The sequence below is a fragment of the Variovorax sp. V118 genome, from assembly GCF_041154445.1.
Lineage (GTDB): Bacteria > Pseudomonadota > Gammaproteobacteria > Burkholderiales > Burkholderiaceae_C > Variovorax > Variovorax boronicumulans.
On the sequence record NZ_AP028663.1, the window covers coordinates 3,933,649 to 3,946,613 of the forward strand.

At 67.6% G+C, this 12,965-nt stretch carries 10 protein-coding genes; 7 read left to right on the plus strand and 3 right to left on the minus strand.

All coding sequences use genetic code 11. From position 1 onward, the window contains the following. From ACAM52_RS18275 to ACAM52_RS18290, 4 genes are all read left to right on the plus strand, one after another. Entirely contained in the window at positions 1 to 1,143 is a 1,143-nt protein-coding gene (locus ACAM52_RS18275; protein ID WP_070061828.1) for a putative 2-aminoethylphosphonate ABC transporter ATP-binding protein, read from the plus strand. Further along, positions 1,140 to 2,864, plus strand: a complete 1,725-nt coding sequence (locus ACAM52_RS18280; protein ID WP_369644200.1) for a putative 2-aminoethylphosphonate ABC transporter permease subunit — start codon at positions 1,140 to 1,142, stop codon at positions 2,862 to 2,864. The genes ACAM52_RS18275 and ACAM52_RS18280 overlap by 4 nt, the downstream gene beginning before the upstream one ends. 51 nt (positions 2,865 to 2,915) lie before the next feature. Further along, positions 2,916 to 4,046 carry a 2-aminoethylphosphonate--pyruvate transaminase gene (locus ACAM52_RS18285; protein ID WP_369644201.1) on the plus strand — a complete coding sequence of 377 codons (1,131 nt, stop codon included), beginning with the start codon at positions 2,916 to 2,918 and terminating at the stop codon, positions 4,044 to 4,046. Positions 4,047 to 4,123: 77 nt separating this feature from the next. Next, on the plus strand, positions 4,124 to 5,566 hold the full coding sequence (locus ACAM52_RS18290; RefSeq protein WP_369644202.1) for an MFS transporter: 1,443 nt from the start codon (positions 4,124 to 4,126) through the stop codon (positions 5,564 to 5,566). A gap of 6 nt (positions 5,567 to 5,572) precedes the next feature. Here the strand turns inward: ACAM52_RS18290 and ACAM52_RS18295 are convergent, their stop codons facing one another. Then, a complete protein-coding gene (locus ACAM52_RS18295; RefSeq protein WP_369644203.1) occupies positions 5,573 to 6,865 on the minus strand; it encodes an SUMF1/EgtB/PvdO family nonheme iron enzyme in 1,293 nt (430 codons plus the stop codon). A gap of 167 nt (positions 6,866 to 7,032) precedes the next feature. Here ACAM52_RS18295 and ACAM52_RS18300 point away from each other — a divergent pair, with 167 nt between their 5' ends. From ACAM52_RS18300 to ACAM52_RS18310, 3 genes are all read left to right on the plus strand, one after another. After that, a complete protein-coding gene (locus ACAM52_RS18300; protein WP_070061823.1) occupies positions 7,033 to 7,572 on the plus strand; it encodes a TRAP transporter small permease subunit in 540 nt (179 codons plus the stop codon). A 64-nt stretch (positions 7,573 to 7,636) separates the two neighbouring features. Next, a complete protein-coding gene (locus tag ACAM52_RS18305; protein WP_062468805.1) occupies positions 7,637 to 9,175 on the plus strand; it encodes a TRAP transporter large permease subunit in 1,539 nt (512 codons plus the stop codon). Continuing rightward, positions 9,172 to 9,705, plus strand: coding sequence for a hypothetical protein (locus ACAM52_RS18310; RefSeq protein WP_369644204.1), 534 nt, complete (start codon positions 9,172 to 9,174; stop codon positions 9,703 to 9,705). Before ACAM52_RS18305 ends, ACAM52_RS18310 begins: the two co-directional genes overlap by 4 nt. A 74-nt stretch (positions 9,706 to 9,779) precedes the next feature. Here ACAM52_RS18310 and ACAM52_RS18315 read toward each other — a convergent pair whose 3' ends face one another. Both ACAM52_RS18315 and dxs read right to left on the minus strand, forming a co-directional pair. Then, positions 9,780 to 10,859 carry a TRAP transporter substrate-binding protein gene (locus ACAM52_RS18315; protein ID WP_062468808.1) on the minus strand — a complete coding sequence of 360 codons (1,080 nt, stop codon included), beginning with the start codon at positions 10,857 to 10,859 and terminating at the stop codon, positions 9,780 to 9,782. Between the two features lie 130 nt (positions 10,860 to 10,989). After that, on the minus strand, positions 10,990 to 12,834 hold the full coding sequence (gene dxs, locus ACAM52_RS18320) for a 1-deoxy-D-xylulose-5-phosphate synthase (protein WP_159277877.1): 1,845 nt from the start codon (positions 12,832 to 12,834) through the stop codon (positions 10,990 to 10,992). Between the last annotated feature and the right edge of the window lie 131 nt (positions 12,835 to 12,965).

Consider the following 12,965-nt stretch of genomic DNA (forward strand, 5'->3'; position numbering starts at 1 on the left):
ATGGACATGACCGACACCCGCTTCATCGCCAGCCAGTTGACTCCCACCTCGGCCCCGCCCGCGGCCCTCGAGATCGTCGGCGTTCGCAAGGACTTCGAGACCTTCAGCGCGCTGCGCGACGTGCACCTGCGCGTGAACCCCGGCGAGATGCTGTGCTTTCTCGGCCCCTCGGGCTGCGGCAAGACCACGCTGCTGCGCATCATCGCGGGCCTGGAGACGCAGACCGCCGGGCAGATCCTGCAGAACGGCAAGGACGTCTCGTGGCTCTCGCCGGACAAGCGCGACTACGGCATCGTGTTCCAGTCGTACGCGCTCTTTCCCAACCTGTCGATCGCCGAGAACGTGGGCTACGGCCTCGTCAACAGCCGTGCGAAGCGCGGCGAGATCAAGGCACGCGTCGACGAGCTGCTGAAGCTGGTCGGCCTGCCGACCTCGGGCGCCAAGTACCCGAGCCAGCTCTCGGGCGGCCAGCAACAGCGCGTGGCGCTGGCTCGCGCACTCGCCACGCGGCCCGGCCTGCTGCTGCTGGACGAGCCGCTGTCGGCGCTCGACGCGCTGGAGCGCATCCGCCTGCGCGGCGAGATCCGCCGGCTGCAAAAGCAGGTCGGCATCACGACCATCATGGTCACGCACGACCAGGAAGAAGCGCTGTCGATGGCCGACCGCATCGTGGTGATGAACCACGGCGTGATCGAGCAGGTCGGCACGCCGATGGAAATCTACGAGCAGCCGGCCACGCCCTTCGTGGCCGACTTCGTGGGCAAGGTCAACGTGCTGCGCGCGATGGCGCTGGGCAACCAGCGCTTCCAGGTCGGCGACATGGAGCTGCAGTGCGACGCCTGCGACGGCGCCTTCGAGCCCGGCGACGCGGTCAACCTGTACCTGCGGCCCGAAGACCGCGCGGTGGAACACCTGCGCGAGGACACGCCCAACCGCCTGCAGGCCAAGGTCACGAAGGTCGAGTTCCTGGGCGGCCTGTGCATTGCCGAAGTGACGGCCGACGCGCTGCACGGCCAGACGCTGGGCCTGCACTTCTCGCTGAACCAGCTGCACGACCTGGACATCCGCGAAGGCAACACCATCGACATCGCGCTGCGCGCCAACCGCATCCGCGCCTTTGCCGCGCGCACCGCCAAGCCATGAACACGCTGGCACATCCCCGCCCTGTGCTCGCTGCACGCCCCGCCCTGCGCTGGAGCCGCGACGAGACCATCGCGCGCGCCATCCTGTTCGTGGTGATGGCGATGCTGTTCGTGTTCCTCATCGCGCCGCTCTTGACCATCCTGGCCCACGCGGTGCAGGACAAGAACGGCCGCTTCGTCGGCCTGGCCCACTTCATCACCTACTTCCAGACGCCGAGCCTGCTGCGCGCGGCCTGGAACTCGGTGTGGGTGTCGGCCGCGGTGGTGATGATCTCGGTGCCCACGGCCTTCGTGTTCGCCTACGCGCTCACACGCAGCCGCATGCCGGCGCCGCTGAAGGCGGTGTTCCGGCTCATCGCGCTCATTCCACTGCTCGCGCCCTCGCTGCTGTCGGCCATTTCGTTCGTGCAGTGGTTCGGCAACCAGGGCGCACTCAAGTTCCTGCTGGGCGGCGCCTCGATCTACGGCGCGCCCGGCATCATCCTGGCCGAGGTCTACAACACCTTCCCGCACGCGCTGATGATCCTGGTCACCGCGCTGTCGCTGGCCGACGGCCGGCTGTACGAGGCGGCCACGGCCCTGCGCACGCGGCCCCTGCGCCAGTTCATGACGATCACCCTGCCCTCGTGCAAGTACGGCCTGATCAGCGCGGCCACCGTGGTCTTCACCTACGTGGTGAGCGACTTCGGCGCGCCCAAGGTCATCGGCGGCAACTTCAACGTGCTGTCGGTCGACGTGTTCAAGCAGGTGGTGGGCCAGCACAACTTCTCCATCGGCGCGGTGGTGGGCATGCTGCTGCTCATTCCGTCGATCATCTCCTTCGTGATCGACTACGTGGTGCGGCGCAAGCTGAAGGCGCAGCTCACGGCGCGCTCGGTGCCCTACACGCCCAAGCCGCGCAAGGTGGCCGATGCGCTGCTCACGCTGTTCTGCACCGTGGTCTGCAGCCTGCTGCTGGCCACCATCGGCATGGCGATCTACACCTCGGCGATCTCGCTGTGGCCCTACGACCTGTCGTTCACGCTCAAGCACTACCACTTCGTGCTGGTCGAAAGCGACATGGCCGCCGCCTACGGCAACAGCCTGCTGGTGGCCATGGTCACGGCGGTGGCCGGCTCGCTCATCGTGTTCGTGGGCGCCTACCTGATCGAGAAGACGCGCAACCTGGGCCTCATGCGCAAGGGCATGCACCTGATGGCGGTGCTGTCGATGGCGGTGCCGGGCCTGGTGCTGGGCCTGGGCTACGTGATGTTCTTCAACCATCCGGCCAACCCGCTGAACTTCCTGTACCAGACGATGGCGATCCTGGTCATCTCGATGGTGGTGCACTACTACACCTCGAGCCACCTCACGGCGGTGACGGCGCTCAAGCAGATCGACAACGAGTTCGAAGCCGTGTCGGCGTCGCTGAAGGTGCCGTTCTTCAAGACCTTCCTGCGCGTGACGGTGCCGGTGTGCTTGCCTGCCATCCTGGACATCGGGCGCTACTTCTTCGTGGTGTCGATGGCCAGCCTCTCGTGCGCCATCTTCCTGTACACGCCGGAGACCATCCTCGCGTCGGTCGCGATCATGCACCTGGACGACGCCGGCGACATCGGCCCGGCCGCCGCGCTGGCCAGCCTGATCGTCGTCACCTCGACGCTGGTATGCATCGCCTACGCACTGCTCACCCGCGTGCTGCTCGCACGCACGCAGGCCTGGCGCAACCTCGCCCGTGGCTGAACGAACACCCTACCTCTCGCCCCTCATTCCCTTTCCCTGCCTGGAGACACCATGAGTCAAGCCGCCCACCCCATCCTGCTCACGCCCGGCCCCCTGACCACCTCGGACCGCACCCGCCAAGCGATGCTGCGCGACTGGGGTTCATGGGACGCCGACTTCAACCAGATCACGGCGCGCATCCGCAAGGAAGTGCTCAACATCGTGCACGGCACGGGCACGCACGAATGCGTGCCCCTGCAAGGCAGCGGCACCTTCTCGGTCGAAGCGGCCATCGGCACCATCGTGCCGCGCAACGGCCATGTGCTGGTGCCGAGCAACGGCGCCTACTGCCAGCGCCTGGCCAAGATCTGCAAGGTGCTGGGCCGCAAGCTCACCACCATCGACTACACCGAAGAGAAGCAGGTCTCGCCCGCCGACGTCGACCGCGCCCTCGCGGCCGACCCGAGCATCACGCACGTCGCGGTGGTGCACTGCGAAACCGGCGCCGGCGTGCTCAACCCGCTGCACGAGATCGCGCTGGTGGTCGCCAAGCATGGGCGCGGCCTGATCATCGATGCGATGAGCTCCTTCGGCGCGCTGGGGATCGACGCGCGCAAGACGCCCTTCGATGCCGTGGTCGCCGCCTCGGGCAAGTGCCTCGAAGGCGTGCCGGGCATGGGCTTCGTCGTCATCAAGCGCAGCACGCTCGAGAAGTGCGAAGGCAACTGCCACTCGCTGAGCATGGACCTGTACGACCAGTGGGTCTACATGGAGAAGACCACGCAGTGGCGCTTCACGCCGCCCACGCACGTGGTGGCCGCGCTCGACACCGCCATCGCGCAGTACATCGAGGAAGGCGGCCTGCCCGCGCGTGGCGGGCGCTACACGCGCAACTGCAAGGCGCTGGTCGACGGCCTCGCCACGCTGGGCTTCCGGCCCTTTCTCGACCCGGCCATCCAGGCACCGATCATCGTCACCTTCCACGCACCCGACGATGCCAACTACGACTTCAAGACCTTCTACCAGGAGGTGAAGAAGCGCGGCTACATCCTCTACCCCGGCAAGCTGACGCAGGTCGAGACCTTCCGCGTGGGCTGCATGGGGCACTTCGGCGACGCGGGCATTCCGGGCGCGGTGGCGGCCATTGCCGACACGCTGAAAGCGATGGGCATCCGGCAGGTGACGGCGGCCGTCGCGGCCTGAAGCACCTGTGAGCGGACCGGCGCATTGCAGCGCCGGTCCTACAACGCGGGGGTGATGCGCTTCGCATAATGTCCCGCATGACGGTTCTGCGCAGCGACATCCCTGCCCGCCTGGACCGCCTGCCGTGGTCGCGCTGGCACTGGCGCGTGGTGATCGCGCTGGGCGTGGCCTGGATCCTCGACGGCCTCGAGGTCACGCTGGTGGGCTCCATCGGCGCGGTGCTGGAGCGGCCCGACACGCTCGGACTCACGGCCTCAGAAATCGGCTGGTCGGGCTCGATCTATATCGCGGGCGCGGTGATCGGCGCGCTGGTCTTCGGTCGGCTCACCGACCGGCTCGGTCGCAAGAAGCTCTTCCTGCTCACGCTCGTGGTCTACACGCTGGGCACGCTGGCCACGGCCTTCTCCCCCAACTTCGCCTTCTTTGCGCTGTGCCGCTTCGTCACCGGGCTGGGCATCGGCGGCGAGTACGCGGCCATCAACTCGGCCATCGACGAACTCATTCCGGCGCGCGTGCGCGGGCGCGTCAACCTCGCGATCAACGGCAGCTTCTGGATCGGTGCGGCGCTCGGTGCGGCGCTGAGCCTGGTGCTGCTCGATGCGCGCGTGATCGGCCCCGTGTGGGGCTGGCGCGCGGGCTTCGCGCTGGGCGCGGTGCTGGCGGTGGCCATCCTGCTGGTGCGGCGCCATGTGCCCGAGAGCCCGCGCTGGCTCATCGCGCACGGACGCGCGGATGAGGCCGAGCGCATCGTCGCGGACATTGAGCGCGAAGTCGAAGTGCAGCACGGCCCGCTGCCCACCGCGCAAGGCCACGTCGTGTACACCGCCGCGCGCCAGAACAGCCCGCCGATGCGCGAGGTGGCGCGCGTGCTGCTGCGGCGCTACCCGGCGCGCAGCGTGGTGGCGACGGCGCTGATGGTGTCGCAGGCCTTTTTCTACAACGCGATCTTCTTCACCTACGCGCTGGTGCTCACGCGCTTCTACGGCGTGGCCGAGGGCCGCGTGGCGCTGTACATCTTTCCGTTTGCGCTTGGCAACGTGCTCGGGCCGCTGCTGCTGGGCCCGCTGTTCGACAGCGTGGGCCGGCGCAGGATGATCGCGCTGACCTATGTGCTGGCCGGCGTGGGCCTGGCGCTCACGGGCTGGGCCTTCATGCAGGGCTGGCTCGACGCGCGCAGCCAGGCGCTGTGCTGGTCGGCGGTGTTCTTTCTTGCGTCGGCGGCGGCCAGCTCGGCCTACCTGACCGTGAGCGAGGTGTTCCCGCTGGAGATGCGCGCCATGGCCATCGCGATCTTCTACGCCATCGGCATGGGCGCGGGCGGCTTCGCGGCGCCGGTGCTGTTCGGGATGCTGATCGAGACCGGCAGCCGCGGCGCGGTGATGGTGGGCTACCTGATCGGTGCCGTGCTGGTCATCGTCGCGGGGCTGCTGGCGCTGCGCTACGCGGCCGATGCGGAGCGCAAGCCGCTGGAGGAAGTGGCGCCGCCGCTGTCGTCGGAGGCCGGCGGCGAGCGGCCCTGAAGGCGGCTACAGCGCGCAGGTACGGAAGCCGAAGAAGCCGTCGTCGGCATCGGGAAGCGCAAAGCCACGGCGGCGCGGCGAGCGCAGGCGCGCACGCGTCGCGAACGAGGCGCCGCGCAGCACGCGCGCCCGGCCGAAGGCGGCCACCGGATCGAACTCGCCACCGGCGCTCCACGGATCGGCCCGGAAGCCCGGCCAGGGCTGCAGCGTGCCTGCCGTCCACTCGTGCACATCGGCCCAGCGAAAGCCGCGCCGCGCGGCCGTGTGGGCGGCGATTTCCCATTCGACCTCGGTCGCGATGCGCCGGCCGGCCCAGCGCGCCCAGGCGTCGGCCTCCCACCAGCTCAGGTGCACGGCGCTGTGGTGCCCGGCCGCGCGCACGGTGACGCCGAAGCGCTGCTGCAGCACCGAGCCGCCGGTGCCGTTGCGCGACACGCCGATCTGCTCCACATGGCGCGGCCCGCGCCGGCCTTCGGTCTGCGCGGCGAGCCAGCGCCAGCCGTCGCTGTGCCACAGTTCCTCGCGGTCGTAGCCGCCGTCGTCGACGAACTCGATGTACTGGTCCCAGGTGACGGGCTGGGCGTCGATCTCGAACTCGGGCACGTCGACGCGGTGCGCCGCGCCCTCTTGCGCAAACAGGAAGCCGCTGTGCTCGGGCAGGCCGAGCTCCCAGCGTGTGGCCGGCAGCAGCAGCGGCTCGCGCGTGACGGCGGTGGGCGGCTGCTCGATGTTCAGCGGCAGGCCCAGCGTCTGCGCCAGCACCACGAGCTGCTCGCCGCGCAGGTCTTCATGGAAGAGCGCGAGCCGGTAGAAGTACAGGCCGGCGTCGGTCTCGGCGGCGTTCTCGAGCAGCTCGAGCGTGCTTTCGAGGGTTTCGAGCAGGTAGGCCTTGGTCTGGCCCAGGCCCGGCAGGTCGGGCGACCAGCAGCGCTCGGCCGCGCCCTGGGCCGGGTTCCACCAGTCGTCGGCGTCGGGGTCGATGGCGGCCAGCCGCGTGGGGCGCACGGGGCAGTCGATGCCGAAGGCGCGCTGGGTGTTGCGCCCGATCCACCATTCGGCGAACCAGCCGATGTGGCCCGCCAGCCAGACCGGCGGCACCACGCCCGGCTGCGGCGGCACGCGCATGGCTTCGCCCAACGCCTGTTCGAACAGGGACAGCAGGTGCAGCGTGTGGTTGCGCGCGTCGATGAGGGCCAGCGAGAGCAGGTCGCGGCCGGCGCGGCGCATGTCGGGGGAGTCGATCGACAGGGGCGGGCTCGCCGCACCGAAGGGCGTCGAAGGCGGCGGGCTCGAAGACATGGGCCATTATGGCGACCGCCCGACAGGCCCTCTGACGACGCGGATTCCGGGTAAACCCGAGTTTGTGTCAAGGCAATACTAAGGTTCACCGAGATACCATTGCGGGCTTTGCGCGCAGCCCCCACCAGGGGCCGGCGCTTCACCTTGGGCTTCGCGGGAGACACCCCTTGTCTGTATTCCTCAAATTCGCGGCCGTCATGGACTGGGTCAGCGAAAAACTCGGCAAATTTGCCGGCTATGCCGTTCTGGCCGCGTCGCTCATCTCGGCCGCCAATGCCTTCGTCCGGTACGGCTTCGACTTCAGCAACAACGCCTTCCTCGAGATTCAGTGGTATCTGTTCGCCGCCACCGTGATGCTCGGTGCGCCGGTGGTGCTGCGCTTCAACGAGCACGTGCGCGTGGACATCATCTACGGCAAGCTCAAGGGCCACGGGCCGGTGTATGTCGACCTGTTCGGCCTGACCTTCTTCCTGCTGCCGGTGATGGGCCTGCTGACCTACCTCACCTGGCCGTTCTTCTGGAACACCTGGGTGTCGGGCGAGATGTCGGGCAACATCGGCGGGCTGATCCGCTGGCCCGCCGCGCTGCTGATGCCCGTGGGTTTCTGCACGATGTTCCTGCAAGGTGTCGCCGAGATCATCAAGCGCATCGCCTACCTGCGCGGACTGATCGAGATGAACACGCACTACGAGAAGCCGGTGCAGTGATGGCGTTCGTCGCGCTTCGCCAGACCGCCCCGACCTTTCCCGCACAGCAGGACACGTAGACATCATGCACATGGAAAATTTCGCCCCGATCATGTTCGCGGGGCTCGTGGTGATCATGCTGATCGGGTTTCCGGTCGCGTTTTCGCTCTCGGCCCTCGGCCTGATCTGCGGCTTCTTCGCCATCGAGATGGGCTGGTTCCCGGCCGGCTTCATGGCCAACCTGCCGCTCAACGTGTTCGGCATCCTGTCGAACGAGACGCTGCTGGCCATTCCGTTCTTCACGCTCATGGGAGCGGTGTTGGAGAAATGCGGGCTCGCCGAGGACATGCTCGACTCGATGGGCCAGCTCTTCGGCCCGATCCGCGGCGGCCTGGGCTACTCGGTGATCATCGTGGGCTTCATCCTCGGCGCCATCACCGGCACGGTGGCCGGCCAGGTGATCGCGATGGCGATGATCTCGCTGCCGGTCATGATGCGCTACGGCTACAACATGCGTTACTCGACCGGCGTGCTCGCCGCCTCGGGAACCATCACGCAGCTGGTGCCGCCCTCGCTGGTGCTGATCGTCATGGCCGACCAGCTCGGTACCGACGTCGGCCAGATGTACAAGGGCGCCTGGGGTCCGTCGATCCTGCAGGTGGTGATCTTCGCGATCTACACCTTCCTGGTCTCGCGCATCCGCCCGCACTACGTGCCCGGCCTGCCCGCCACGGCGCGCACGCTGCACGGCTGGGCGCTGTGGGGCAAATGCCTGCGCGGCATCATCCCCTCGGCCATCCTGATCTTCGCGGTGCTCGGCTCGATGGGCGGCCTGCCCTTCATGGACAAGGCCATCGCCACGCCGACCGAGGCCGGCGCCATGGGCGCGGTGGGCGCGCTGGTGCTGGCGCTCATTCACCGGCGCCTGAACTGGGCGCTGATGAAGGACGCGATGGAAGGCACCATGCGCCTCACGGCGATGGTGGTGTTCATCCTGATCGGCTCGCGCGTGTTCTCGCTGGTGTTCCAGGGCGTGGACGGCGCCAAGTGGATCGAGCACATGCTCTCGGGCCTGCCGGGCGGCCAGATCGGCTTCCTGATCGCGGTCAACATCTTCGTGTTCTTCCTGGCGTTCTTCCTCGACTTCTTCGAGATCGCCTTCATCATCCTGCCGCTGCTGGGCCCCGTGGCCCACAAGCTGGGCATCGACATGGTCTGGTTCGGCGTGCTGCTGTGCGTGAACATGCAGACCTCGTTCATGCACCCGCCGTTCGGCTTCGCGCTGTTCTATTTACGGGGCATCGCCGACACCCTGTTCAAGAACGGGGCGTTGCCCAAGAAGGTGGAGTCGCGCGACATCTACCTGGGCGCCGTGCCCTGGGTCGTGATGCAGCTGCTGCTGGTGGCCATCGTGATCTTCTTCCCGCAGACGGTGACCGTGTTCCTCGAGAAGGAAAAGGTCGTCGACATCGACAAGGTCAACCTCGACATGCCGGTCGATCCGAACGCGCCGCCCGCCACCGACAACGGCGTGAACATGGAAGACCCGTTCGGCAACCAGAAGACGCCCGAGGAAACGCCGGCGCCGGCGGCCCCGGCGGCGGGCGAAGCTTCCAAGCCGTGAGCGACGCCCGCCCCGGCGACGCCCCGAACGACCACCCCGCGACGACAGAAGGCGGCCCGCTCGAAAGCGCCGCCTTCCCGCCGCTGCTGCGCACGCTGGCGGTGGTGCTGGTGGTCGATCTCTTCGCCTTCGCGCTGTGGAGCCTGCCGTCGCTGCGCACCACCAGCTGGTCGGCCACCAGCCTGTTCGTCTTCGGCGTGGCGGGCCTGTGCGTGATCTGGGTCGGCTACTGGATCGTCTACAGCCGCACCCGCCTCGAAGGCGACGTGCTGACGCAGACCTGGCTGTGGAACAAGCGCGTGAGCGCGCAGGACGTGGCGCAGCTCAAGCTGGTGCACATCCGCATGCTCGAGCGCGTGATCGCGCCGCGCCTGCTGGTGCGCCGGCGCTTCGGCGGCATCACCTGGTTCCATGCCTACGACCCGCAGGTGCTGATCGCGTTCGGCGAACAGGTGGCGATGCGCACGCTGCCGTCCGCGCCACCGCCCTCCCCCGAACCCGACCCCGACCCCGACCCCGCGTCCAAATGAAAAAAGCCCCGCCGAAACCGGCGGGGCTTTTTTTCTTGTGAGGTGCGAAGCGCCGGGTTGCGGCGCCGCGTGCCTTACAGCTTCTGCTGTTGCATGAAGCGGTCGAAGGTGCCTTCGGTGTAGCGGAACCAGGCGTTCTGGTCGGCCAGGAACTTGGACCAGTCGCTGTAGATCTTCTTCCACTCGGGGTTGCTGTTGTTCAGGTCCGAGTAGATCTGCTGGGCCGACTTGAAGGCGGCGTTCATCACGTCCTGCGAGAACGGACGCAGCTTGGTGCCCGAGCCCACGAGCTGCTTGAGCGCGATCGGGTTCTTGGCGTCGTACTTGGCCGTCATCGTGATGTTGGCGTGCGCGGCAGCCGCTTCGACCACGGCCTTGAAATCGGCCGACAGGCTTTCCCATGCCTTGGTGTTGATGTAGAAGTCGAGCTCGGGGCCGCCTTCCCACCAGCCGGGGTAGTAGTAGAACGGGGCGATCTTGTTGAAGCCCAGCTTCTGGTCGTCGTACGGGCCGACCCATTCGAGACCGTCGAGCGTGCCCTTTTCGAGCGCGGGGTACAGGTCGGCACCGGGGATCGATTGCGGGATCACGCCGAAGGGCTCGAGCACCTTGCCGGCGAACGGGTTGGTGCGGAACTTCAGGCCCTTCAGGTCGGCGACCGACTTGATTTCCTTGCGGAACCAGCCGCCCATCTGCGCGCCCGTGTTGCCGCCCGGCAGGTTGATGATGTTGTACTTGGCGTAGAAGGCGCGCATCAGCTTCAGGCCGTTGCCTTCGTACATCCAGGCGTTCTGCTGGCGGGTGTTCATGCCGAAGGGCACGGCGCAACCCAGGCAGAAGGTCGGGTCCTTGCCGTAGAAGTAGTAAGGCGCCGTGTGCGCCATTTCGACCGCGCCGCTCTGGATGCCGTCGACCACGCCGAAGGCGGGCATCAGCTCGCCGCCCGCGTGCACGGAGATCTGGAACTTGCCGCCCGTCATGTCGCTCACGCTCTTCGAGAACACCTCGGCGGTGCCGAAGATGGTGTCCAGCGACTTGGGAAAGCTCGATGCGAGACGCCAGCGAACGGTGGCTTGCGCGTGAACCGCGGGCGCGATGCCGGCAGCCAGAACGCCCGCGATGCCGGCGTTTTTGATGAGGGAACGACGATCCATTGAATTCACTCCGAGTGCTTTGGAAAAAACAAAACGCGGCTTGTGACCGCGTCAGGGACTTTTGTGAGTCCTTTTGATTGTAAAAACGCGCTTACAGGTGGCCGGCGGGGGTTTACCCTGCGACCTCTTGTCAAACGAAGCGTTTCTTGATCGCGGCGGCAATGCCGTCGGCATCGAGGCCGATCGATGCGAGCAGCTTGGCCGGATCGCCGTGCTCGATGAAGCGGTCGGGCAGGCCCAGTTGCAGCACCGGCTTCTGCACGCCCGCGGCCTGCAGGGCCTCGACCACCGCACTGCCCGCGCCGCCCATGATGGCGCCCTCTTCAAGCGTGACGAGCGCGTCGTGCGTGCCCGCGACCTGCAGCAGCAGTTCGACGTCGAGCGGCTTGGCCCAGCGCATGTTGACCACGGTGGCGTCGAGCGACTCGGCCGCGGTGAGCGCCGGGTACAGCAAGGTGCCGAAGGCGAGGATGGCGATGCGCTGGCCTTCGCGGCGGACCTCGCCCTTGCCGAAGGGCAGCGCGTCGAGCGTGAGATGCGGCGTGGTGCCGGCGCCCGCGCCGCGCGGGTAGCGCACGGCCACCGGATGGTTCTGTTCGTAGGCGCTCGTCAGCAGCTGGCGGCACTCGCGCTCGTCGGCCGGGCAGGCGATGCTCATGTTGGGAATGCAGCGCAGGAACGGGATGTCGTACGCACCCGCGTGCGTCGCGCCGTCGGCGCCCACGAGGCCCGCGCGGTCGAGCGCGAACACCACGGGCAGGTTCTGGATCGCCACGTCGTGGATCAGCTGGTCGTAGGCGCGCTGCAGGAAGGTCGAGTAGATCGCGACCACGGGCTTGAGGCCCTCGCAGGCCAGGCCGGCCGCGAAGGTGACGGCGTGCTGCTCGGCGATGCCGACGTCGTAGTAGCGGTCGGGGAAGCGCTTTTCGAACTCCACGAGCCCCGAGCCTTCACGCATCGCGGGCGTGATGCCCACGAGGCGGCCGTCGTGCGCGGCCGTGTCGCACAGCCACTGGCCGAAGACCTGCGTGAAGGTCTGCTTGGCCGCCGTGGTCGACTTGACCAGCCCCACCTGCGGATCGAACTTGCCCGGGCCGTGGTAGGCCACCGGGTCGGCTTCGGCCAGCTTGTAGCCCTGCCCTTTTTTCGTGACGACGTGCAGGAACTGCGGACCGTCCAGGTGCTTGAGGTTCTCGAGCGTGGGCACCAGCGAGTCGATGTCGTGGCCGTCGATGGGGCCGACGTAGTTGAAGCCGAACTGCTCGAACAGCGTGGCCGGCACGACCATGCCCTTGGCATGCTGCTCCAGGCGCTTGGCCAGCTCGAACAGCGGCGGCGCATTGCGCAGCACGCTCTTGCCGACGCTCTTGGCGGCGGCGTAGAAGTTGCCGCTCATGAGCTGCGCGAGGTAGCGGTTGAGCGCGCCCACCGGCGGGCTGATCGACATGTCGTTGTCGTTCAGGATGACCAGCAGCTTGCAGTCGCACACGCCCGCGTTGTTGAGCGCCTCGAAGGCCATGCCGGCCGTGAGCGCGCCGTCGCCGATGATGGCCACGGCATGGCGCTTCTCGCCCTTCTGCTTGGCGGCCATGGCCATGCCGAGCGCGGCCGAGATGCTGGTCGACGAGTGGGCGGTGCCGAAGGTGTCGTACTCGCTCTCGGTGCGCTGCGGAAAGCCCGAGATGCCGCCGAGCTGGCGCAACGTGGGCATGCGCTCGCGCCGGCCCGTGAGGATCTTGTGCGGGTAGGTCTGGTGGCCCACGTCCCACACCAGCCGGTCGTGCGGCGTGTTGAACACATGGTGCAGCGCCACCGTCAGCTCGACCGTGCCGAGGTTGGAGCTCAGGTGGCCGCCGGTGCGCGAGACGTTGTCGAGCACGCAGGCGCGCACCTCGTCGGACAGCTGCTTGAGCTGGGCCCGGTCGTACTGGCGGATCGGCGAAGGGTCGTGGAGAGTGGGAAGCAGCGGAGCCATGGTTTTTCTTTTCTCAGTGTTCCATCACGCATCGCATGACGCGCGGCGCACGAAACTGCCGCGATTCAGTCGGGGAGACACCGCAGAACCGGCTTTGCCGGGCTGCTGGTGTCGCCCCCTGAAAGGGGGTT